The 21,674-nt window shown below is 65.4% G+C and carries 20 protein-coding genes; 13 read left to right on the forward strand and 7 right to left on the reverse strand.

Going from position 1 to position 21,674, the window contains the following annotated elements:
* Positions 1-296 precede the first annotated feature (296 nt).
* Positions 297-1,568 carry an ROK family transcriptional regulator gene (locus ACIGJE_RS06525; protein ID WP_415083190.1) on the forward strand — a complete coding sequence of 424 codons (1,272 nt, stop codon included), beginning with the start codon at positions 297-299 and terminating at the stop codon, positions 1,566-1,568.
* A 7-nt stretch (positions 1,569-1,575) separates the two neighbouring features.
* Here the strand turns inward: ACIGJE_RS06525 and ACIGJE_RS06530 are convergent, their stop codons facing one another.
* Positions 1,576-2,349 (reverse strand): SDR family NAD(P)-dependent oxidoreductase, encoded by a 774-nt coding sequence (locus ACIGJE_RS06530; protein ID WP_415083192.1) that lies wholly within the window; start codon positions 2,347-2,349, stop codon positions 1,576-1,578.
* A 453-nt stretch (positions 2,350-2,802) separates the two neighbouring features.
* Here ACIGJE_RS06530 and ACIGJE_RS06535 point away from each other — a divergent pair, with 453 nt between their 5' ends.
* The 6 genes from ACIGJE_RS06535 (at position 2,803) to ACIGJE_RS06560 (ending at position 9,506) form a co-directional block, all read left to right on the forward strand.
* On the forward strand, positions 2,803-3,636 hold the full coding sequence (locus ACIGJE_RS06535; protein ID WP_311938003.1) for a DeoR/GlpR family DNA-binding transcription regulator: 834 nt from the start codon (positions 2,803-2,805) through the stop codon (positions 3,634-3,636).
* A gap of 19 nt (positions 3,637-3,655) precedes the next feature.
* A complete protein-coding gene (locus ACIGJE_RS06540; protein WP_311938005.1) occupies positions 3,656-4,456 on the forward strand; it encodes a BtpA/SgcQ family protein in 801 nt (266 codons plus the stop codon).
* A gap of 102 nt (positions 4,457-4,558) precedes the next feature.
* Positions 4,559-6,058, forward strand: a complete 1,500-nt coding sequence (locus ACIGJE_RS06545) for an FGGY-family carbohydrate kinase (protein ID WP_415083195.1) — start codon at positions 4,559-4,561, stop codon at positions 6,056-6,058.
* The gene (locus ACIGJE_RS06550) at positions 6,055-6,717 is read left to right on the forward strand and encodes an HAD family hydrolase (RefSeq protein ID WP_415083197.1); all 663 of its coding nucleotides are present in this window, start codon (positions 6,055-6,057) and stop codon (positions 6,715-6,717) included. The genes ACIGJE_RS06545 and ACIGJE_RS06550 overlap by 4 nt, the downstream gene beginning before the upstream one ends.
* A 10-nt stretch (positions 6,718-6,727) precedes the next feature.
* A complete protein-coding gene (locus tag ACIGJE_RS06555; protein ID WP_311938526.1) occupies positions 6,728-7,048 on the forward strand; it encodes a N,N-dimethylformamidase alpha subunit family protein in 321 nt (106 codons plus the stop codon).
* A gap of 193 nt (positions 7,049-7,241) precedes the next feature.
* A complete protein-coding gene (locus tag ACIGJE_RS06560; RefSeq protein WP_415083200.1) occupies positions 7,242-9,506 on the forward strand; it encodes a N,N-dimethylformamidase beta subunit family domain-containing protein in 2,265 nt (754 codons plus the stop codon).
* Between the two features lie 29 nt (positions 9,507-9,535).
* On the opposite strand, the gene ACIGJE_RS06565 is transcribed toward ACIGJE_RS06560, so the two are convergent.
* Together ACIGJE_RS06565 and ACIGJE_RS06570 are read right to left on the reverse strand one after the other, a co-directional pair.
* Positions 9,536-10,456, reverse strand: a complete 921-nt coding sequence (locus tag ACIGJE_RS06565; RefSeq protein ID WP_415083202.1) for a hypothetical protein — start codon at positions 10,454-10,456, stop codon at positions 9,536-9,538.
* A 79-nt stretch (positions 10,457-10,535) separates the two neighbouring features.
* Positions 10,536-11,042 (reverse strand): DUF2569 family protein, encoded by a 507-nt coding sequence (locus ACIGJE_RS06570; RefSeq protein ID WP_415083204.1) that lies wholly within the window; start codon positions 11,040-11,042, stop codon positions 10,536-10,538.
* Positions 11,043-11,338: 296 nt separating this feature from the next.
* On the opposite strand from ACIGJE_RS06570, the gene ACIGJE_RS06575 reads away from it, so the two are divergent.
* The 6 genes from ACIGJE_RS06575 to ACIGJE_RS06600 all read left to right on the forward strand — a co-directional run bounded on the left by ACIGJE_RS06575 (position 11,339) and on the right by ACIGJE_RS06600 (position 17,811).
* Positions 11,339-12,382, forward strand: a complete 1,044-nt coding sequence (locus ACIGJE_RS06575) for a LacI family DNA-binding transcriptional regulator (protein WP_311938534.1) — start codon at positions 11,339-11,341, stop codon at positions 12,380-12,382.
* 73 nt (positions 12,383-12,455) lie between these two features.
* Positions 12,456-13,733: an ABC transporter substrate-binding protein gene (locus tag ACIGJE_RS06580; protein WP_415083206.1), complete on the forward strand. Its 1,278-nt coding sequence runs from the start codon at positions 12,456-12,458 to the stop codon at positions 13,731-13,733.
* Between the two features lie 18 nt (positions 13,734-13,751).
* On the forward strand, positions 13,752-14,600 hold the full coding sequence (locus ACIGJE_RS06585) for a carbohydrate ABC transporter permease (protein WP_415083208.1): 849 nt from the start codon (positions 13,752-13,754) through the stop codon (positions 14,598-14,600).
* Positions 14,597-15,436 carry a carbohydrate ABC transporter permease gene (locus tag ACIGJE_RS06590; RefSeq protein ID WP_394314643.1) on the forward strand — a complete coding sequence of 280 codons (840 nt, stop codon included), beginning with the start codon at positions 14,597-14,599 and terminating at the stop codon, positions 15,434-15,436. Before ACIGJE_RS06585 ends, ACIGJE_RS06590 begins: the two co-directional genes overlap by 4 nt.
* Before the next feature lie 11 nt (positions 15,437-15,447).
* Positions 15,448-16,485 carry an ABC transporter ATP-binding protein gene (locus ACIGJE_RS06595; RefSeq protein WP_415083211.1) on the forward strand — a complete coding sequence of 346 codons (1,038 nt, stop codon included), beginning with the start codon at positions 15,448-15,450 and terminating at the stop codon, positions 16,483-16,485.
* A 42-nt stretch (positions 16,486-16,527) separates the two neighbouring features.
* The gene (locus ACIGJE_RS06600; protein ID WP_367625507.1) at positions 16,528-17,811 is read left to right on the forward strand and encodes an MGH1-like glycoside hydrolase domain-containing protein; all 1,284 of its coding nucleotides are present in this window, start codon (positions 16,528-16,530) and stop codon (positions 17,809-17,811) included.
* A 6-nt stretch (positions 17,812-17,817) separates the two neighbouring features.
* On the opposite strand, the gene ACIGJE_RS06605 is transcribed toward ACIGJE_RS06600, so the two are convergent.
* The 4 genes from ACIGJE_RS06605 to ACIGJE_RS06620 all read right to left on the reverse strand — a co-directional run bounded on the left by ACIGJE_RS06605 (position 17,818) and on the right by ACIGJE_RS06620 (position 21,664).
* Positions 17,818-19,308, reverse strand: coding sequence for an HAL/PAL/TAL family ammonia-lyase (locus tag ACIGJE_RS06605; protein WP_415083213.1), 1,491 nt, complete (start codon positions 19,306-19,308; stop codon positions 17,818-17,820).
* An 87-nt stretch (positions 19,309-19,395) separates the two neighbouring features.
* Positions 19,396-20,175 (reverse strand): ABC transporter ATP-binding protein, encoded by a 780-nt coding sequence (locus ACIGJE_RS06610; RefSeq protein WP_068293909.1) that lies wholly within the window; start codon positions 20,173-20,175, stop codon positions 19,396-19,398.
* Between the two features lie 11 nt (positions 20,176-20,186).
* On the reverse strand, positions 20,187-20,909 hold the full coding sequence (locus ACIGJE_RS06615) for an ABC transporter permease (RefSeq protein WP_311938549.1): 723 nt from the start codon (positions 20,907-20,909) through the stop codon (positions 20,187-20,189).
* An 8-nt stretch (positions 20,910-20,917) separates the two neighbouring features.
* The gene (locus ACIGJE_RS06620) at positions 20,918-21,664 is read right to left on the reverse strand and encodes an ABC transporter permease (RefSeq protein WP_311938616.1); all 747 of its coding nucleotides are present in this window, start codon (positions 21,662-21,664) and stop codon (positions 20,918-20,920) included.
* Between the last annotated feature and the right edge of the window lie 10 nt (positions 21,665-21,674).

Raw genomic sequence — 21,674 nt, forward strand, 5'->3', positions numbered from 1 at the left:
AGGTCGGGCCGGTGGACCTGCCGCCTCGCTTGAGTGCTTGAACGCTGACCAGTTGGGGGCACTGGATGAATGCCCCTCATAGCGACCGGATGGTTGTGTCCCGCCGGTTTCTCTAATATGTTTGATGCTCACACAAACTAACTATATCGTCAAGGCGAAGCCTGACGATTCTGGGCGGGACGCGCGGGAAAGGATGGGGGACATTCCCTCGCGCTGGCACTAAGAGTTGGCGGGCAATTCATTTCCCTGCGACGACCAGTGGTCTTCGCAGGCCTTTCAGTTCGGGACTGGCGGCCATGGCGTCCGAAGATAGGTTCTCGTCCGATGGCGAACGCGGCGGCCTTGCCGCGCTGAACGATTTGTTCGATGACACGTCGCGTCCCGATGCCCGTCGGCAGGGCCTGATTTCCTCGAGCTCCATAGGCCTGGCCAATCGTGGCCGCGTGCTGCAGGTGCTGTTCGATCTCGGACCGACCAGCCGTGCCGAACTGGCCAGGCATGTCGGGGTCAACCGTGCCACCATAACCGGCATCATCCAGCCCTTGATCGACCAGGGCATCCTGGTGGAAGGCGAGCCGCTGCCCTCGAAGGAAGGCGGCGGCAAGCCGGCACGGCCGATCTGGTTTGCCGAGGACGCTGCCCCCATCTGTGCGGTCCTGCTCATGCATGACGGCGTGCATTGCTGCCTGGTGTCGCTGGACGGCACCATCACGGCGGAAGTCAGGGCCCCCTTCCCTGAGGATGCTGCGACAGTGGAACCCCTGATCGACATCCTGTTCGACTGTGTCGGGCAGGTCCTCGATCTCGCCCATCGCCCGCCGCTCGGCATCGGCGTGGCGGCAGGCGGCATGATCGACACCGATACCGGCACGATCGTCGCGGTCAATCTGGCGCCCCTGCTCGACGGCTTCCCGCTCGGGCAGGCCCTGGCGCGCCGCTTCGGCCTGCCGGTGCGGGTCGACCACCATCCCCGCGCCTTGCTGGTCGGCGATCGCTGGTTCGGTATCGGACGCGGCAAGCCTAATTTCGCGGTGATCTATACCGGGGACGTGCTCGGTGGTGCCATCTTCCTCGACGGTCACCTGTATCGCGGGCCGGCCGGAGCGGGCGGGGAACTCGGCCATACCTTCGTCCAGGTGGACGGCGCGACCTGCCGCTGCGGGCGCAGGGGATGCTGGGAGACGATCGCCACCCTGGGCTGGCTGCGCCGCGAGGCCCTGCAACGCCATCTTCCCTCCTGTGAGGCCATGGATTCGCGCAGCCTTGCCCTGCTGGCCACGGAAAATGACGGCGCGGCAGCCGGCCTCCTCGACCTCTATGCCCGCAACGTCGCCATCGGTATCGCCAATCTTCAGCAGACCATGGCGCCGAATTTCTTCGTACTGCACGGCGACGTGGTGGGCGGCGGCGCGACCCTGCTGGAGGCGATCGCCGCTCATATGCGCGACCTCGTGCCCTGGCGTCCTGGCAACGATATCCAACTCGTCATGGGGGACCTCGAAGACCGGGCGGCGCTACGCGGAGCCGCCGGCTTGATTCTGTCTGAGTTGCTGCATTTCGCGCTGTGACAGCGGATCAGCCCATATAGACGCCGCCGGTGACGTTCACGGCCTGGCCGGTCATGAAGGCGGCACCTTCCGAGGCGAGGAAGGCGACGAGGGGGGCGATGTCCTCCGGCGTCTCGATGCGGCCGAGCGGGGTCTGCGCGATATAGTCGGCGGCGACGGCTTCCGGCGTGATGCCACGAAGCTTGGCCTCCCACTCGATCTCGCGCTCCTGCATCGAGGTGCGCACGAAGCCCGGGCAGACGCAGTTGACGCGGATGCCGTGCGGCGCCATTTCGCGGGCGATCGCCTGGGTCCAGCCGACGACGGCGAATTTGCTGGCCGAATAATGCGCCAGCAGCGGCGCGCCGACCTTGCCGGCCAGCGAGGCCGTGTTGACGATCACGCCCTTGCGGCCCGCTTGAAGGAAATGGCGTACGGCGGTCTGGTTGGTCAGGAAGATGCCGCGAATGTTGACGTCGAAATTGAAGTCCCATTCCTCGTCGGTGAGGTCGACCACCTTGTTCATGGTGGAGACGCCGGCATTGCCGATCAGGAGGTCATAGCCGTCCCAGTCCTGTGCGATCGCCGCGAAGGCCGTTTCGACTGAATCGCGCTTGCGCACGTCGATGGCGATGCCGTGATGGCCTTGGCCGAGGCTGGCCGCCAGCTCCGAGGCGCGCGTCTCGTCGAGGTCCGCCACCGCGATCCTGACGCCCAGGCTTGCCAGGTGGCGGGCGATCGCCGCGCCGATGCCGGAGGCGCCACCTGTTACGATTGCCCGTTTTCCGGCCAGATCCTGCATCGATATGTTCCCGCTTTCGGATGAATCTCGAACATATTGAAACATAATCGAGCGTTATCGCACAAGCGTAAATGTTGGCGCGGTGGGATGCAGCTGTCATGAGAGCCGGAGGAACGGACCGGTGCCGGCACGTGGCCGGACTTTGGTCGTCATTTCAGGTGGCGATCGAGGACAAATAAAGACCAGGTAGCCGAAACCCTCCCTTGTGGACAAGTTTTGGCTGATGGCCCCATCACGAGACGGCCTCCGCGACAAGGCGCGCCCAGGCGTGAACCCTGCCGGATCTGCCTGCCTTTATCGGCGGAAAATTCCTGCAGCTTGTGCAGATGGGGCTTGCTACCTGATCGAAGATGTTACATCTTGTGATCGATTATGTTCGATTTCGTCATGGTGCATGCTGCCTTTGTGGGCGCTACAAGGGCAATCTGAATGCAGCTGAACATGGCGAAGAGAATGCAGATGACGCCCGTGATGACGAATGCTTCCCGGATCCCGGCAACGGCGCGGCGCGACAGGCTGATCCAGATGATCGGCCAGCGCCGCTACATCAACGTATCCGATGCGGCGGTGGAGCTTCAGGTGTCGGAAATGACGATCAGGCGCGACCTCGACCGTCTTGCCGAAAGCGGGCTGATCAGCCGGGACCATGGCGGGGCGACGGCCCGGGCGCCCGAGACGGCGTTCGACGCCGAGGAGCCTGCCTTCGAAGTCCGTGGCCGGCGGCAGGCCGAGGCCAAGGAGAAGATCGCGCGGGCGGCAGCGCGTCTGGTGCAGCCGGGGCAGACCATCGGCATCGACACGGGCAGCACCACGCATCGTTTCGCGCGCGAGTTGCTCGACAGGCCCGGGCTCCGGCTGTTCTGCAGCAATCTGCGCACGGCGGGATTGCTGGCCGGCGGCAAGAGCCCGGTCTATGCCCTCGGCGGATTGATCCGCCCCCATGAATTTTCGGTATGCGGGCCGATGGCGAGTTCGCAGCTCTCGTCTCTCTGGCTCGATGCCGTCTTCCTCGGCGTCTCCGGTATCACCGCCCAGGGCATTTTCGACTACACGCTCGAAGATGCCGAGATCAAGCGCGCCTTCATGGAGCGTTCCCGCCAGGTGGTGGTGCTGTGCGATTCCTCGAAGTTCGACCACCGCTCCCTCGTGCAGGTCGGCCCCTACGGGCAGATCCACGTCCTCGTCACCGACGCTGCCTTGCCCGAACACCTCGCCGAGCCGCTGGAAGCCGCCGGCGTTCGTATCCTTATCGCCGGGCAGGACGCGCCGGCTCTCTCAGAACCTTAAGTTTAGACAGGAGTTATCGATGGTTTTCGACTTCCTCGGCCCTCGCCGCAAGGCCGTGATCGCGATGGTGCATATCGGCGCGCTGCCCGGCGCCCCGCTCTTCGACGCGAAGGGCGGCGTGAACAAGCTCATCGACGATGCCGCCAAGGATATCGAGAACCTGCAGGACAATGGCGTGCATGCCGTGATGTTCGGCAATGAGAACGACCGGCCCTATCGCTTCAAGGCTCCGATCGAATCCCTGGCGGCGATGACGGCGATCGTCACCGCCCTGAAACCGCTGCTCAAGGTACCTTTCGGCGTGAACTATCTGTGGGATCCTGCCGCCTCGGTGGCGATCGCGGGAGCGACCGGCGCCTCCTTCGCCCGCGAGATCTTCACCGGCCTGTTCGCCTCCGACATGGGATTGTGGCAGCCCAACGCTGCCGATGCCCACAAGCTGCGCCGCGAGATCGGGCGTCCGGACCTCAAGCTGCTCTACAATATCAATGCCGAATTCGCGTCTTCGCTGGACAGCCGGCCGATCGAACTGCGCGCCCGCAGCGCCGTGTTCTCCTCGCTGGCCGACGCCATCCTGGTCTCAGGCCCGCTCACCGGCCAGCCGGCCGCCGCCGCGGACCTCAAGAAGGTGGCCGAGACGGTCAAGGACGTACCCGTCTTCGCCAATACCGGCGTCAATATCGACAATGTCGCCGACGTCCTGTCGGTGGCCTCCGGCGTGATCATCGGCACCCATTTCAAGGTTGACGGCAACACCTGGAACGCGGTCGATCCGGCGCGGGTGAAGCGCTTCATGGACAAGGTGGCGCCGCTGGCGTGAGGCTGGTGCCGCATCGGGGGGCGGGTCTTCAGACCCGCCTTCATGGAGCCGGGTCTGAAGACCCGCCCCCCACCTGCGAACACGCGTATTTCGGAACTTTCCATGCCCTGCGTCCTCGGCCTCGACATCGGCACGACCTCCACCATCGGCATCCTGATCCGCCTGCCGGGTGAGGTGCTCGGCCTCACTTCCCGCCCCGTGACGCTGCGCTCGCCCCATGCGGGCTGGGCGGAGGAGGATCCGAACCAGTGGTGGGAGAATGCTTGCGCCATCACCCGTGAGCTGATCGCCACGAGCGGCATCGCGCCCGGCGAGATCCACGCCGTCGGCGTCACCGGCATGCTGCCGGCCGTGGTGCTGCTGGATGGGAACGGCGAGTTGATCCGTCCGAGCATCCAGCAGAGCGATGGGCGTTGCGGCGAGGAGGTGGCCGAGCTCGCCGCGGAGATCGCCGAAGACGTCTTCCTCGCCAGGGCCGGCAACGGCATCAACCAGCAATTGGTGACGGCCAAGCTGCGCTGGCTGGAAAAGCACGAGCCGGATGGTTTCAAGCGCATCGCCACCGTGTTCGGCTCCTATGACTACATCAATTGGCGCCTGACCGGCGTGAAGGCGGTCGAGCAGAACTGGGCGCTCGAGGCCGGCTTCACCGATCTTTCCACCCAGGACATCGCCGACGATCTGGTGGCTCTGGCCCATATTCCGCGCAGCGCCGTGCCGCCGCGCAGGCTTTCCCATCAGATTCTCGGTGCGGTGACGGCGGACGCGGCCGCCGCCACGGGCCTCAAGGCGGGAACACCCGTGGTGGGCGGGGCAGCCGACCATATCGCCTCGGCCCTGTGCGCCGGGGTGGTGGCGCCCGGCGACGTCCTCCTGAAATTCGGTGGTTCGGCGGATGTGCTGATCGCCTCCGACAAGGTGGCGCCGGATCCGCGCATGTATCTCGACTACCATCTGGTGCCGGGGCTCTATGTGCCCAATGGCTGCATGTCGACCGGCGGTTCGGGGCTCAACTGGTTTGCAGCGACCTTTGCGGGCGGCGAGCGCGAGGCTGCCGCCCGAGAGGGCCTCAGCCTGCATCAGCATCTCGACCGGCTCGCCGCCGAAATCCCGGCCGGCGCCGAAGGCGTGCACATCCTGCCCTATTTCCTCGGCGAGAAGACGCCGATCCACGACCCCGTCATCCGCGGCTCCTTCTCGGGCCTCAGCCTGGCAACCGGTCTTCCCCATCTCTGGCGCGCCTTGCTCGAGGCCTATGCCTACGCGATCCGCCATCATGTCGAGACTTTGAACGACATGGGGCACGCCACCACCAACTACCTGGTTTCGGATGGCGGTTCGAACAGCGCGGTCTGGATGCAGATCGTCGCCGACGTGCTGCAGGTTCCCCTGCAGCGCCTCAACGGCCATCCCGGTTCCTGCCTCGGAGCGGCCTGGACGGCGGCCATCGGGGCGGGGCTTGCCTCGGAATGGCCCGAAGTCTCGCGTTTCATCAGCCTGCGCGATCGAATCGAGCCGAATGCGCAGAACAAGGCAGTCTATGAAGCGGGATACCGGGCCTTCCGCGGGCTCTATCGCCGGCTTCGTGAGGAGGATGTATGAGAATCGAGGCCATCGCCTGGGACATCGACGGCACGCTGGTGGACAGTGAGCCGCTGCACCAGGAGGCGCTCAACGCCATCAGCCACGATCTCGGCATCGACATGTCGGACCTGCATGACGACCGCTTCCGTGGCATCCATATGGGCGATGTCTGGCACCTGCTGGAGAGCCGCATGCCGGCCGGGGTCACCGAAGAGAGCTGGGGCAAGGCGATCGTCGACTATTACATCGCCCGTGCCCACACGCTGGAACCCCTGCCAGGCGTGCTCGATCTCGTGCGCCGCTTCGCCGCCGCCGGTATCCGGCAGGCCTGCGTCTCCAATTCGAGCCGCCGCGTGGTCGATGCCAACATCGCCGGCCTCGGCATCCTGCCCTTCATCGATTTCTCGATCAGCCTCGACGATGTCGCCAAGGGCAAGCCCGATCCCGAGCCCTATGCCACGGCCTGCCGCAGGCTCGGTGCTTTGCCGGCTTATGTTCTCGGCGTCGAAGACAGCCATACCGGGTTTGCCTCGGCCAAGGCCGCGGGCCTCCTGACCGCCTTTCACACCGTCGGCGGCAATGCCCCTGCAGGCGCCGACCTCGTCTTTTCCGATATGCGCGATCTCGGGGCCTTCGTGCTCGCGCCGGTCGTCTCCGCCGCTCCATCCAGTTCGTGAAGGCAGTGCCATGGTCTACAAGATCGATCCCCAGGCGGACCGTCAATATATCGAGGAATTCCGGCGCTGCCCGATCGGACGCCACAGCCCCGGCCTGCAGCGCGTGCTGCATATCATGCGCCAGGACCCCAGCGGCAACCAGGTGATCCTGTTCTGCCGTAAGCCCTTCGAGGAATGGGTACTCGCCACCATGCCGCCCGACCGGCGCGATCCGATCGTCTACGAGGGCGAGCCCGTCTTCACCAGCCGCGAGGAGGCGGAATGGGAGATCTTCCGCCGGCGCTGGCGCCTGCTCACCGGTGAGAGCATCAACCTGCCGTACCGGGATTGAGGCGCGGCGCGAAAACCTTCTCCCCTTGTGGGAGAAGGTGGCATTGCGAAGCAATGACGGATGAGGGATGACGGCAAACACCCGCAAAGGTTGGGCCTCTCCCCTCATCCGCCCCTTCGGGGCACCTTCTCCCGCAAGGGGAGAAGGCTTTCCCGCCCCAACACGATAACAATTCCATCCGAGAGCCCACGCCATGCTGAAAATCACCGGCTATCCCGATCGCTATTCGGTCGCTCCCGGCGAGACCATCGCCTTCCAGATCTCGCTCGAGGAAGGAGATGGCTTCGAAGCCCGGCTGGTGCGCGTGCGGCATGGCGATTGCAACCCCGAGGGACCGGGCCTGAAATTCCCGCATGTGCCGACTGCCATCGACGGGCGCCACGCGGGCCGGCCGCAGCGCATCGATGCCGGCTCCTACATGCAGGCCGAAACCGTGCCCGCGCTCGGCAGCGCGCCGTTCACCTTCTTCGCCATGCTCTGGCCGACCCTGCCTTCCCGCGGACCGCAGACCATCGCGGCGCAATGGGACCCCGTCACGCAGCGAGGCTTCCGCATCCAGATGCTGGAAGGCGGGCGCCTCGCCCTCATCGTGGGGGACGGCCCCGGCTGGCAGGCCGAATTCTCCCTGCGTGACGGCATGCTGGTGCGCCAATGGTATGCGATCGCGGTCGCCATCGATCCTGCCACAGGCCGCGTCATGCTCTCCCAGCGCCCGGTGAAACCCTATGCCCATGTCTTCGACGCGGGCTTCGAGGAAAACAGCCTGGGCGTGTCGCTACCCTTGGTCGAGGCAACCTTCATGCTGGCGGGCTGCCATCAGGCCGACGGCACGGTGGCCGAGCATTTCGACGGCAAGATCGACGGACCCGTTCTCCTGGCCGGCTTCCACGCCCCCGAACAGCATCAGGCCCTGCTGCTGTCGCCGCAGCCTGCAGCCTTGCGGGCCGGGATCATCGCGCAATGGGATTTCTCGCGGGAGATCGGCTCGACCAGGGCCGTCGATATCGGGCCCTCGCATCATCACGGCGAACTCTTCCATCTGCCGACCCGCGGCATGAAGGGCTGGAACTGGACCGGCGAGGAGCATGATTTCAACCTGAAGCCGGAACATTACGGCGCCATCCATTTCCATCACGACGATCTCTACGATGCGGGCTGGGAGACCTCCGTCAGCCTCGTCATTCCCGAGGAGCTGAAGAGCGGCCCCTATGCGCTGCACGTCACCTGCGGCGACAGCGACGAGACGGTCACGCGCGAAAACTACATCGCCTTCTTCGTGCGTCCGCCGCGCCGGCGCCCGAAAGGCTCACGCCCCAAGCTCGCCATGCTGGCCCCGACGGCCTCCTATATGGCCTATGCCAATCATGGCGAGCACATCACCGCACGGGGGGCGGAGCTTGCCATGAACCGTCTGCTCACCTTCGGCCATTCCGACGTCTATCTCTATGAGCATCCCGAACTCGGCGGTTCGCTCTATGACTGCCATGCCGACGGTTCGGGCGTGCATTATTCGAGCCGCCTCAGGCCCGTGCTCAATTTCTCGCCGCGCTATCATTCCTGGCTCGGCGGGCACGGTTCGGCCCTCTACCAATACAATGCCGATACCCATCTCTATGACTGGCTCGATTTCCGCGGCGTCGACTACGACGTCATCACCGACGAAGACCTGCACGAGGACGGCTACGAACTGTTGCGCGACTACCAGGTGGTGATCACCGGGACCCATCCCGAATATCATTCGACCCGGATGTGGGATGCCATGAAGGCTTGGATCGATCGCGGCGGCCGGCTGATGTATATGGGCGGCAATGGCTGGTACTGGCGCATCGCCTATCACCAGACCCTGCCGGGCGTGATCGAGCTGCGCCGGGCCGAGGACGGTATCCGCACCTGGATCGCCGAGCCGGGCGAATACTACCAGTCCTTCAACGGCGAATATGGCGGGCTGTGGCGCCGCATCGGCCGGGCGCCCAACGTGATCTGCGGCGTCGGCTTCATCGCCCAGGGCTTCGACGTCTCCAGCCCCTATCGCCGGGCTCCCGATGCCGACAATCCCCGCGCCGCCTTCATCTTCGAGGGGGTGCCCGACGAGGTCATCGGCGATTTCGGCCTGATCGGTGGCGGCGCGGCCGGCATCGAGCTCGATTGCCTGGCCACGGATCTGGGATCGCCGCCCAACATGCTGCGCCTGGCCTCCTCGGTCGATCACTCCCCGATGATGCTGCTGGTCAACGAGGAATTCGGCGTGGTGCCGCCCAATATCGGCGGCGACACCAATCCGCGCGTGCATGCCGATCTGGCCTTTGGCGAAACACCCTCGGGCGGTGCCTTGTTCGCGACCTCTTCGATCGCCTGGTGCGGCTCGCTCAGCCACAACAACTACGACAACAACGTCTCCCGGATCACCTGGAACGTGCTGAGGCGCTTCCTGGAGGACGAACCCTTCCCGGTGGCGTGAGAAAGGAGTTCGGCGAGCAGAACCGCTCCCTATTTCCCGTAAGTGAGATTGATCCACCCGTCGGGGAATAGCTCGCCGGGCGTGGCGCCGCCGATCATGATGCGGAAGACGTCGTCGACCCCCACGGGCTGAGGCAGCTTGATCGAAAGATAGAAGGGCTTGGTGGCCTTGGGAAAATCCGTCAGCGCGGCGATGGTGTCGTCGACCTGTGCCGGGGGCATGTTGGTGAGGCTCAGGGTGATGCGCAGCCAGGCCGCGGCCTGGTCCTTGATCTGCTTCAGGCGGGCTGCAGGATCGGCCGAACCGCGCAGCAGGGTATAGCCGACCGGCAGGAGAAGCAGGCGCTGGATCTCGCCTTCCTCGTCCTGCAGGCTGAATTCGAGGGACTTCAGGGCTGTCCGTGTGACGATCGTCTTCGATTGGCCCCCGGTCGCTGTGGGATCGAAACGGGCGATTTCGGCGGAGGCGCTGAGTGCGCCATGCCGCGTGTTGAAGGTGAACGCGGTGAGCTTCAGCGTCTTGCTCGTCGTGTCCAGCTCATAGTCGATGGAGAAGGCGAGTGGGTCTCGCGAGAGCTGCAGCATGTAGTCCTGGGCGGCATCGCCTGAACTGCCCAAGAGACGCATCCCGGCTGCCGTCAGGCGAAGCGCCAGCGGCAGCTTGCCGCTGTCTGCGGGATCGGGCTCGATCATATCGACATCGACCGTATCGATGGTGAACGATGTTGGCTTGGCCTCCGAACGCAGATTGCCGAAGAGGCAACCCTTCGTCCCCTTGGCTCCGGCTTTCTCGGCCGCGAGGTCGAGGGAGTGAGCCTTGGAGAAGGCAGCCAGCAGGTCGCGGCAGCCTTGCTCGGTACCTGGCGCGGCATTCTGGGCCAGGGCCGGCGTAGCCGACAGCAACCAAACCGCCAGCAGGCCTGGCCAGAACGATCGGTGCTTCATCGTCATCGTCTCTCCTCAGGTCCAGCGATGCTTGCCGGTAAGGCTCTTGGAGAAAACGCACCCGGCCGGGGTAATCGTTCCCGCCTCACGAGAATATCTCGCTGAGTTGCCTGTCGGCCTCCTCCTGCGAGCGGAACGTATTCGCCACCCGCCGGGAGCGCCGGAAATAGGCGATCCAGATCAGGCATATGGCGGCGATGAAGGGCAGAACCCAATAGTCCTGTGGATTTGCCTGCTGCAGCATGTCCTCCACCACCCGATAGAGAAAGAAATCCAGGAAGCCGAGCACGAGTTCCACCGCATAATAGATGATCATCCATCTCGGTGTCCGGGGCGAGCGTTTCAGCATCAGATACAGGCAATAGGCGGCAAGGGCGGCCCTGACGACCGATGTGAAGGCGTAGGCAAGAAGCGGCAGCCGGGCAGCCTCGAAGCGGCCATCCTCTGCGCCACCGACGAACGGGCCGAGCAGGTTCCAACCGGTCAGTGTGGAATAGATCTCGTAGGCTGAATAGAACGGATTGATGAGGATATCGAGCAGGGGCAGAAGGAGCCAGCCGCCGATGCCCACGGGACCGGCAATTCGGAGCAAAGAATCCGGCCTGTGTTCGCCCTCAACGCCCATGGGGTGTCACCATTGCCTCTTCCATTCTGTCCTTCGTGCATAGCATCCGTCGAGGACTCACCCAAGTGACGTAGTGACCGGCAAGTGACCTGGGTTACCCCACGGCGATGGTGCACCCAAATCTTCAGGCGAATGCCTGCCGAAATGGATCGTCGTTGAGGCGAGCCCGTGGCACGGGCCATGGCTCGTTCAGCAAGACGGTGCTTGACATTGATCAAAACGTTTTGGATTTTATTCAAAACGTTTTTGAAGAGAAAAAAGCGGTGAGTGAAACGTCGCGGGCGATCGGGCTCAAGGAGCTCGCCAGGGTGCTCGGCCTGTCGGTGCCGACGGTCTCGCGTGCGCTCGGCGGCTATTCCGACGTTTCCCAGAAGACGCGGGAGCGGGTGGTCCAGGCGGCCCGGGAGCATGGCTATGTCGCCAGCCGTGCTGGACGCATGCTGGTCTCGGGGCGCTCCAATGCCATCGGCATGATGTTGCCGCAGCCGGCGGGACAGATCACGGACGCCTTTGTCGGCGAGTTCCTGCTCGGCCTTGCCGACAGCCTTGCCGAATTGGGGCGCGATCTCTTCCTGGCCGCCAGTTCCCAAAGCCGCGACGAGCTGCAGGTCTTGCGCCACATGGTGGACGGCTCGCAGGCTGACGGCATCGTCATCAATCGCCTGACCGTCGACGATGCCCGGGCGCGCGTGCTGATCGCACGGCGCATTCCCTTCGTCGCCCATGGCCGGTTGATCGAGGCACCCGGTCCCTATTCCTGGCTCGACACCGATGGCGAGAAGGCGCTGGACGGGCTGGCGCGCCAGCTGGTCTCCCTCGGCCATCGGCGCTTCGCCCTGGTCATGCCCGACGTCGCCTACACCTTTGCCCATTTCCGCAGCCGCGGCCTGGAGCGGGCCTTGAGCGAGCTCGGCCTGCCGCTGCGGCCGGATCACATCGCCAAGGTCGCTCCCAACGATCATGACGGCGCCCATGCCGAGGCGCGTGCCCTGCTGTCGCTCGATCCCCGGCCGACGGCGGTGATCGCATTGACCGACCAGCTTGCCTTCGCTGTACTCGAGGTCGCCCGCGAGCTCGGCCTCGGCGTGCCCGGGGATGTCTCGGTCGTCGGTTTCGACAATGTGCCGATGGCTGTGTACGCCAATCCGCCCCTCACCACCTTCGACCAGAACATCCGGGAGAGCGGCCGTATCGCCGGCGACATGGTGGTGGCGCGGATAGAGCTGGGCGAGGCCGGCATCAGGACGCTGCTGCTGGAGCCGAAGCTGGAGCTTCGGGCCAGCCATGGTCCTGCGCCGGCCGACTGAGCGGCGCTACCGGTTCCAGGGCCCGCAGAGGCCCCGCACCAGGAGGAATGACCATGCACAAGGGGAGGCAAGCATGACCGTATCGATGAGAAGGCTCCTGGCAGGCGCCGTCCTGCTCGGTGCCCTGGCCACGCCTGCCGTGGCGATCGCGCAGAACCTGCTGTTCTGGTCGACCCAGGCGACGCCCGTGGAGGAATCGCAGGCCATTCGTGACGGCGTGCTGCCGGGCTTCGGCAAGTCTGTCACCTATTCGGCCCAGGAGGCCGGCCCGTTCATCACTCGTATCCAGGCCGAGCTGCAGGCAGGGTCCGGCGCCATCACCGTGCTGGGCGGGCTGCATGGCGAGCTTGCCAGTATTCCCGACGGTCTCGTCAATCTCGACGGCGTGGTGCCCGCGGGCGCCATCGCCGAAAGCTATATGCGCTTCGGAAAGCTCGGCACGGCAGAGCAGAAATACATTCCCTGGATGCAGGCGACCTATGTAATGATCGCCAGCAAGCAGGCGCTGCAATATCTGCCCAAGGGCGTGGACCTGCAGAAGATCACCTATGATGAGCTCTTTGCCTGGGGCAAGGCGATGGCTGAGGCCACCGGCGGTCCCAAGATCGGCTTTCCGGCCGGGCCGAAGGGACTGTCGCATCGCTTCTTCCAGGGCTATCTGCTGCCTTCCTTCACCGGTGCGGCGGTGGTGAAGTTCAAGTCGCCGGAAGCCGAGAAGATGTGGAACGATTTCCGCGATTTCTGGCATGCGGCGGTGACGCCGGCCTCCACCTCCTATGCCTTCATGCAGGAACCTCTCCTGAACGGCGAGGTCTGGGTGGCCTGGGACCATGTTGCCCGGCTCAAGGACGCACTCAACCAGAAGCCGGGTGATTTCGTGGTGTTTCCGGTGCCGGCCGGGCCGAAGGGACGCGCCAACATGCCGGTGATCACCGGTATCGCCGTGCCCAGGACCTCGAATGCGCCCGAGGATGCCAAAGCGCTGGCCGCCTATATGCTCAAGCCCGAGACGGAGATCGCCATGGTCAAGGCGACCGGCTTCTTCCCGGTGGTCGACGTCAAGCTGCCCGACGACATGCCGGTTAGCGCCAAGATCCTCGGGCCCGTGGTGGCGGCGCAGAATGCGGCGACCGATTCCCTGCCCGTATTGCTGCCGATCGGCATCGGCGATGCGGGTGGGCGCTACAACAAGGTCTTCTCCGATACCTTCCAGCGCATCGTGCTCGGCGGCCAGCCGGTGCGTGATGTGCTCGACCAGCAGGCGCAGGCCCTGCAGGCCATCCTCGATGAGAAGAAGGCGCCCTGCTGGGCGCCTGATCCGAAAAGCGAAGGGCCCTGCAAGGTTGAATAGCAAGCCTGGGAGCATGTTGTGAGCGACACTCGCCTTCTTCCCTATCTGCTGCTGGCTCCTGCGGCGATCTTCCTGATCGCCTTCTTCCTGGTGCCGTTCGGCCAGGTGGCAGTGGAGGCCTTCACCCAATACGGCCAGCTCTCCACCGGCAATTTCCGCTCGATCATGAGTGATTGGAAATTCTGGCCGGCCCTGCGCAACACGGTGGTGCTGACGGCGATCGTGGTGCCGCTGCAGATCGCGCTTGCCCTGGCCATGGCCGCCCTGGTGATGAATCTCGGCAAGGGGCGCGATCTCGCCCTCTATGTCTTCACCATCCCGCTCGGCATCTCCGATCTCGCAGCCGGGCTGATCTGGCTGGCCATCCTCGAGCAGAACGGCTTCCTCAACAGTGCCCGCCATGCCCTCGGCCTGATCGCCGGCCCCCAGCTCCTGCTCGGCTACCAGAACGTCATCCTGCTCTTCGCCGCGATCGTGCTGGCCGAACTCTGGCGGGCGACGGCGGTGGTACTGGTCATCCTGGTGGCCGGCATGTCTCTCATCCCGCGCGAATATTACGAAGCAGCGGAGGTGTTCGGCGCAGGGCCCTGGAAGCGCTTCGTCAGGATCACCCTGCCGCTGCTGCGGCCCAGCCTGCAGACGGCGCTGATCCTGCGCACCATCCTGGCCTTCGAGGTCTTTGCCATCGTGCTGGTGCTGGCCGGCACCAATCTGCCGGTGCTGATGGGCGAGACCTATGGCTGGCAGTTCACCCTGCAGGACCGGGCCGGTGCTTCCGCCTATGCCATGGTGATCCTGGCGATCTCGATCGCCCTCACGATGTTCTTCCTGTGGGTGCTGGGCGAGAAGAAGGAGACGGCGCCATGAGCGAGGCCGTCGTCAGGCAGGACGATGCGGGCACCGTCGCCCCGGCCCGCTGGGGCCTGCGCTTCGCTGCCATCGTCCTGTGCGCCTGGGTGCTGGTGCCGATCTATCTGCTGGCGGTGGATGCCTTCAATGCGCCGAAGGCGGTCACGGGCTGGCCCAAGCAGTTCTGGCCGGCCTTCGACCTCACCAGCCTCGCCTTCTTCTGGAACTATGCCGGCGTCACCAGGGCCCTGGTGAATTCGCTGCTGGTGGCGGGCCTGACCATGGTGCTCTCCATCCTGATCGGCGCGCCGGCGGGCTATGCCCTGGCCCGCTTCCGTTTCCGGGGCAAGGGCGCCTTCCGCATCCTGGTCTTGATGACGCGGGCCTTTCCCCTGCCGCTGCTCGCCCTGCCTCTGGCGGTATTCTATCTGCGCACCGGCCTCGACGACACGCTGCTCGGCCTGGCGCTGATCCACACCGTGCTGGCGTTGCCCTTCGCCATTCTGATCACCGCCTCGCTCTTCCTCTCCATCCCGGTGGAGCTGGAAGAGGCAGCCTGGGTGTTCGGCTGCAGCCGGGCCCAGGCCTTCGTCAGGATCGTGGTGCCCTTGGCGCTGCCCGGCATTGCGGCATCCGGCGTGTTCGCCTTCGTCACCTCCTGGAACGAGGTGTTCGCCGCTTCCGTCCTCACCGTGCAGAACCAGACCCTGACGGCCTTCCTGCTCACCAGCCTGGATGTCTCGCCGCTGCCGCTGAAATTCGCTGGCGCCTTCGTGCTGATCATCCCGGCCCTGATCTTCCTGTTCCTGGTGCGGAAATATCTGTTTTCGCTCTGGGGTATCGCCAATCGCTGAGGGAGGCTTCGATGGCGGACATCGAGATCCAGGGCGTGCGCAAGAGTTTCGGTTCCTACACGGCGCTGCACACGCTCGACCTGGCCATCCGGGACCAGGAGTTCCTGGTCCTGCTCGGCGCCTCGGGCTGTGGCAAGACCACGCTGCTGCGCATCGTCGCCGGCTTGGAGAGGGCGAGCGGCGGCGAGGTCCACATCGGCGGCAGGCGGGTCGACGGGCTGCCGCCGCGCGAGCGCGGTATCGCCATGGTGTTCCAGAACTATGCGGTGTTCCCGCATATGACGGTGTTCGAGAACATCGCCTTCGGCCTGCGCATGAAGAGGCTGCTCAACCAGGAAGTCGAGCAGCGCGTGAAGAGGGCCGCCGGGCTGATGCATATCGACCAGCTCCTGCAGCGTTATTCCGGCCAGCTCTCCGGCGGCCAGCGCCAGCGCGTCGCCGTCGCCCGCGCCCTGGCGGTGGAGCCGGCCGTCCTCCTGATGGACGAGCCGCTTTCCAATCTCGATGCGCTGCTCCGGCTCGAAATGCGGGCCGAGCTCAAGGGCATCCTGCAGGAGAGCCGCACCACCACGATCTATGTCACCCACGATCAGGTCGAGGCCATGAGTCTCGCCGACCGCATCGCCGTGATGCATCAGGGCCGGATCGTGCAGGCGGCTCCGGCGACGGAGGTCTATGCCTATCCGGCCACGCGCTTCGTCGGCGGCTTCATCGGCAATCCGCCGATGAATTTCCTGCCGGCGGCGGTGAGCGGGACCATCGCCGAGGTAGCCGGACTGAAGCTGTCCGCGCCCGCGACATCCCGGCCGATCGAGTTTGCCATCCGGCCCGAGGAATTGGCGCCGAGCGGCGAGGGTTTGACGGGACGGGTGCGGGTGGTGGAGCCGCTCGGACCGCACCAGCTCGTCTCTCTCGATGTCGGCGGCCATCTCTTCCGCGCCATCGTCGACAATGACCATGCCGTGCGCCCCGGCGAAAACCTCACTCTGGCGCCGCGTCCCGGCAGCGTGCGCTGGTTCGACGTCGAGAGTTCGGCGGCCGTTCTCTGACGACATCACCCCTTTTCATGACGAACCGCTTGGGAGCCTTTCATGAGCCGACTTGACCGTGCCGCTGCCTTCGAGCGGGCTGCTGCCGTGCTGCGCGAGAATGATCGCGGCGCCTACACCATCCCAACCAAGGGGCTTTATCCCTTCCAGTGGAACTGGGATTCCTGCCTGACGGCGCTGGGGCTGCGCCACCTCGACGAGAACAGGGCCTGGCAGGAGGTCGAGACCCTGCTCGACCACCAATGGCCGGATGGCATGGTGCCGCACATCGTCTTCCATGTCGAAGACGACGGCTATTTTCCCGGTCCCGGCGTCTGGCGCACCGGCCGCCCGGTGCCGACCTCGGGCATCACCCAGCCGCCGGTGCTGGGCTATGTGATGAAGCGCCTGCATGACGAGGCCGGCGATCGCGAGCTCGCCCGGCGCAGGGCCCACGGCCTGCTGGCCAAGGCCGACGCCTGGCACCAATGGTTTTATGCCTGCCGCGACCCCGAAGGCACAGGCCTGGTCGCCATCATCCATCCCTGGGAATCCGGACGCGACAATTCCGTCGACTGGGACGAGGCGATGATGCGGGTGCCGACCGACGGGGTGGAGCCCTATGAGCGGCGCGACACCCGGCATGTCGATGCCGCCCAGCGCCCGCACAAGGCCGATTACGACCGCTTCCTCTGGCTGCTGCAGCGCTTTCGCAGCCTGGGCTGGGACAATGCCAGGCTGCACGAGGCCTCGCCTTTCCGCATGGTCGATCCCGGCTTCAACGCCATCCTGATCCGTTCCGACAGCGATCTTGCCGAGCTTGCGCAGACGCTGGGCGAGCCGGCGATCGCCGCCCGCGCCCGCGCCCGTGTCGCCAGGGCGAGGGCGGGCTTCGAACGCTTGTGGAGCGAGCGCTTCGGCCAGTATCTGTGCCTCGACCGTGTCTCGGGCCAATTGATCGACAGCCCGTCGATCGGCGGGCTCCTGCCCGTGTTCGCGGGGCTGGGCGAGGAAGCACGTCACAGGGCCATCGCCGAACGAATCGCGGCCTGGCGCCGGCGCACGCGCTACGGCATCGCCAGCCACGATCCCGCCGACCGGCGCTTCGAGCCGAAGCGCTATTGGCGTGGCCCGATCTGGATCATCGTCAACATGCTGGTCGCCGACGGGCTCCGGCGCTGCAAACTCGTCGAAGCCGCGGCCAAGGTCGAGGCCGACAGCCTGTCCCTGATCGAGGAAAGCGGCTTTGCCGAATATTACGATCCGATCTCCGGCGAGGGCCTCGGCGGCGGCCATTTCACCTGGACGGCCGCCATGGTGGCCGAACTGGTGAAGCGGGCGACCTGAACGGCCTCAGGCCGCGCCGGCGTCGGCACGGCGGATGATGCCGCGCGCGACGGCGATGTCGCCCGCCAGGGGGCGGTCGTCGCGATAGGGGGGCAGGGCCGTGCGCACGTCGCGGTAGAAGGCATCGGTGCCGGGGGCCTTGGCAAGGTCTTCGGCCTGCAGGTCATAGGCCTGGGCATCGGCGAGGAGTTCGATCGCCAGGATGTGCTCGGCATTGTCGAGAATCTGCAGCGCCTTGAGAGCAGCCGGTGTGGCGTGGCTGAGATGGTCCTCCTGCAGGCCCGAGGTGATGCCGCCATCCAGGCTGGCGGGGCTCGCCAGGCGCCGGTTGAGCGCTACCAGCGAGGCGGCGGTATATTGGGCGATCATGAAGCCCGAGGAGACCCCGCTGCCTACGGCGAGGAAGGCCGGCAGATCGCTGACATGCGGATTGACGAGGCGGTCGATCCGCCGCTCCGCCATTGCCGCGAGCTCGGCCACCGCAATGGCGAGCGTATCCATGGCGAGCGCGATGCCGGGCGCCACGGCATGCGCCTCCGAATAAACCTCGGGCGCTTCGGGCGTGCCCAGCACGGCCGGATTGTCGGTGACGGAAGCCAGTTCCCGGTCGATGGTCGAACCGATCTCGGCCAGCGCGTCGCGTACCGCGCCATGGACATGCGGCACGGCCCGCAGGCTGAGCGGGTCCTGGGTCTGGCGCCCGGCCGCGGCGGCGAGGATGGCGCTGCCGTCGAGCAAGGCGCGCAGATGCCGTCCCGTTGCCTGCATGCCCACGGAGATGCGCAGGGCGAGCGAGGTCTCGTCGAAGGCCCGGGGCTGGCTGCGCAGGTTCTCGAAGCTCATGGCGGCGGTGACGTCGGCCCAGTCGACCAGCCTTTCGCTGCGGGCCAGAGCGAGCGCGGCGAGGCCGGTGACGCAGGGCGAGCCGTTGACCAGGCTCAAGCCCTCCTTGGCCTCCAGCACCAATGGCGTGCGCCCGATGCGGGCCAGCGCCTCGCTGCCCGTCAGTCTTTGCCCGTCGAGCACGGCGTGGCCTTCGCCGATCAAGACCAGGGCGATATGGGCCATGTGGCTGAGATAGCCGACCGAACCGAGCGAAGGCGCTTCGGGCAGGCAGTCATGCGCCAGCAGGGCCAGCATCTGCTCGACGACCTCGGGCCTGACGCCGGAACGGCCATGGGCGTAGTTGTTGATGGCCGCGGCAATGATCGCACGCGTCTCGGTCTTGCCGACAGGAGCCCCGACGCCGACAGCATGGCTCATCAGGATGTTGCGCGACAAGTGCCGCTGCTGCGGCCGGTCGACGATGACGTTGGCAAGGCCGCCGACGCCGGTGTTCACGCCATAAGCGAGGATGCCACGCTCGACGATCGCATCGACGATGGCCCGGGCATAGGAGAGGCGCTGCCAGGCAGCTTCGGAAAGGGCGAGTTCCACTCCTTCGGCGATGGCGGCGATTTCTCGCCAGGTGAGGGGGCGGTCAAGGATGATGGACATGGGGAAACCAGGACGAGGAGGAGGTATCGGGATAGAGAAATTGAGGCCGAGGTTGCACAGCCCCTCACCTGCCGTCGCGCCAGATCGTCAATGATGCTGGCTGGAGATGAACTGCTTGAAACGCTCCGACTTCGTCTCCTTGAACAATTCATCGGGCGAGCCGTCCGCCTCCACCTCGCCCTTGTGCAGGAACATCACGCGGTTGGAGACGTTGCGGGCGAACCCCATCTCGTGGGTGACCACCAGCATGGTGCGGCCTTCCTCGGCGAGGCCGCGCATCACGCGAAGGACTTCGCCGACCAGTTCCGGGTCGAGCGCCGAGGTCGGCTCGTCGAACAGCATTACCTTGGGCTTCATCGCCAGGGCCCGGGCAATGGCGGCGCGCTGCTGCTGGCCGCCCGACATGTGCGAGGGGTAGTAATTGCGACGCTCGGCGAGGCCGACGCGCTCCAGCAGGGCCTCGGCCTCGGCGATGCACTCGGCCTTGGGGCGGCCCAGCACATGCACCGGGCCTTCGATCAGGTTCTGCAGAACCGTCATGTGCGACCAGAGATTGAAGCTCTGGAACACCATGCCGAGTTCGGAGCGGATGCGATCCACCTGCTTGCCGTTGGTCGGCTCGAGGTGACCTTTCTTGCCGCGGCGCATCTCGACCTTCTCGCCGGCGACGACGATCTCGCCGTCATCGGGGGTCTCGAGCAGGTTGATGCAGCGCAGGAAGGTGCTCTTGCCCGAGCCCGAGGCGCCAAGAATGGAGATCACGTCGCCCTGGTGGGCATCGAGCGAAATGCCCTTGAGCACTTCATGATCGCCGAAGCTCTTGCGGATGTTCTTGACGCTGAGAGCGATTTCGCTGGAAGCGGCCATGGCGTTTCCTTTCAGCCGACGATGGTGCGCGGTGTCTGCGCGCTCGGCGGCATGAAGCGCAGATGGGGGGAGAGGACACGCTCGGCCCGGCCGAGCAGGAAGATGATGACATAGCTCAGGGCGATGTAGACCAGGCCTGCCAGCGCCAGGACAGGCACGTCGAGCAAGGCCTGGCGGCCGATCTTCTGGGCGATGCCGGTCATCTCGACCACGCCGATCAGTCCGGCCAGCGAGGTCGATTTCAAGGTCAGGATCACCTCGGTCGAATAGGCCGGCAGGGCCTGGCGCAGGGCGATCGGCGCGATGATGCGGTAGAGCAGCTTGAAGCCGGACATGCCGATGGCACGCGCCGCCTCGATCTCCTTGGTCGAGACGGCCAGCAGGCCGCCGCGCAGGATTTCCGCCTGATAGGCAGCGGTGCAGAGCGCCATCACGAACACCGCCGAGGCGATGCGGTTCTTCAACACCAGCCAGAACCAGGATTCCTTCATGAACTGGAACTGGGCCAGGCCGTAGAAGATCAGGAAGATCTGGATCAGCAGCGGCGTGCCGCGAAAGATGAAGATGTAGGTCTTGGCGATACCGGACAGCAGCCCGTTGCTGCTCATACGCATCCACAGCACGATCAGGGCGAAGACCAGGCCGAGCAGGACGGAGAAGATGAAGAGCAACAACGTCGTCGGCAGGACGGCGAGGATCTTGCTGAGGGCTTCGAGGGCGAAATCGAGAGTCATGGCGGCACCTACGATCCCACGGGACGGCGGAAGCTCTTGGCTACCCGCCGTTCGCCGGCACTGAAGATCTGGGTCGAGAAGGTCGTCAGGATGAGATAGAGGCAGGCGGCCACGGTGTAGAACAGGAAGGGCTGGCGGGTCGATCCGTTCGCCTTGTTGGCGGCGTTCATGATCTCGACCAGGCCGGTGACGGAGATCAAAGCGGAGTCCTTGACGCTGAGCTGGAAGACGTTGCCGAGGCCGGGAATGGCAAAGCGCATGATCTGCGGCGCGATGATGCGGCGAAAACGCATGAAGCGCGGCATGCCGATGGCGCGACCCGCCTCGATCTCGCCCTTGGCGATGGCGGTGAAGGCGCCGCGGAAGACTTCCGCCTGGTAGGCGGCGGAGATCAGGCCGACGCCGAGCGCGCCGGCCAGGAAGCTGTTGATCGTGGTGCTGTTGCCGATGCCGAGCGCACCCAGCGAATTGCCGATCACATCGACCACACGGCCGAAATAGACCATGTAGATGATCAGCAGTTCCGGGGCTCCGCGCAGCACCACCGTATAGACATTGCCGACCAGGGTAGCCGGCATGTTGCCGGCAATCTTGGCCCAGGCGACCAGGGCGCCGACGACGGCGCCGATCAGCATCGCCGCGACGGTGACGGCCAGCGTCATTCCCGCGCCGCCGAGGAGATAGAGCCCCCAACCTGTCTCGCCGAAGCCGAGCGTGGCAACCAGATAGGAGATCTTGTCGGATAGGCTGGTGATCACGTCCACA

The organism is Labrys sp. E2SS-1L (assembly GCF_057073705.1).

What these genes read in the sequence shown, in the direction of transcription:
- ACIGJE_RS06545 (WP_415083195.1), top strand. Translation starts at nt 4,559, where the DNA reads ATGCCCTGCGTCCTCGGCCTCGACATCGGCACGACCTCCACCATCGGC.
- ACIGJE_RS06600 (WP_367625507.1), top strand. Translation starts at nt 16,528, where the DNA reads ATGAGCCGACTTGACCGTGCCGCTGCCTTCGAGCGGGCTGCTGCCGTG.
- ACIGJE_RS06610 (WP_068293909.1), bottom strand. Translation starts at nt 20,175, where the DNA reads ATGGCCGCTTCCAGCGAAATCGCTCTCAGCGTCAAGAACATCCGCAAG.
- ACIGJE_RS06555 (WP_311938526.1), top strand. Translation starts at nt 6,728, where the DNA reads ATGGTCTACAAGATCGATCCCCAGGCGGACCGTCAATATATCGAGGAA.
- ACIGJE_RS06580 (WP_415083206.1), top strand. Translation starts at nt 12,456, where the DNA reads ATGACCGTATCGATGAGAAGGCTCCTGGCAGGCGCCGTCCTGCTCGGT.
- ACIGJE_RS06605 (WP_415083213.1), bottom strand. Translation starts at nt 19,308, where the DNA reads ATGTCCATCATCCTTGACCGCCCCCTCACCTGGCGAGAAATCGCCGCC.
- ACIGJE_RS06560 (WP_415083200.1), top strand. Translation starts at nt 7,242, where the DNA reads ATGCTGAAAATCACCGGCTATCCCGATCGCTATTCGGTCGCTCCCGGC.
- ACIGJE_RS06535 (WP_311938003.1), top strand. Translation starts at nt 2,803, where the DNA reads ATGCAGATGACGCCCGTGATGACGAATGCTTCCCGGATCCCGGCAACG.
- ACIGJE_RS06540 (WP_311938005.1), top strand. Translation starts at nt 3,656, where the DNA reads ATGGTTTTCGACTTCCTCGGCCCTCGCCGCAAGGCCGTGATCGCGATG.
- ACIGJE_RS06525 (WP_415083190.1), top strand. Translation starts at nt 297, where the DNA reads ATGGCGTCCGAAGATAGGTTCTCGTCCGATGGCGAACGCGGCGGCCTT.
- ACIGJE_RS06590 (WP_394314643.1), top strand. Translation starts at nt 14,597, where the DNA reads ATGAGCGAGGCCGTCGTCAGGCAGGACGATGCGGGCACCGTCGCCCCG.
- ACIGJE_RS06615 (WP_311938549.1), bottom strand. Translation starts at nt 20,909, where the DNA reads ATGACTCTCGATTTCGCCCTCGAAGCCCTCAGCAAGATCCTCGCCGTC.
- ACIGJE_RS06565 (WP_415083202.1), bottom strand. Translation starts at nt 10,456, where the DNA reads ATGACGATGAAGCACCGATCGTTCTGGCCAGGCCTGCTGGCGGTTTGG.
- ACIGJE_RS06595 (WP_415083211.1), top strand. Translation starts at nt 15,448, where the DNA reads ATGGCGGACATCGAGATCCAGGGCGTGCGCAAGAGTTTCGGTTCCTAC.
- ACIGJE_RS06530 (WP_415083192.1), bottom strand. Translation starts at nt 2,349, where the DNA reads ATGCAGGATCTGGCCGGAAAACGGGCAATCGTAACAGGTGGCGCCTCC.
- ACIGJE_RS06550 (WP_415083197.1), top strand. Translation starts at nt 6,055, where the DNA reads ATGAGAATCGAGGCCATCGCCTGGGACATCGACGGCACGCTGGTGGAC.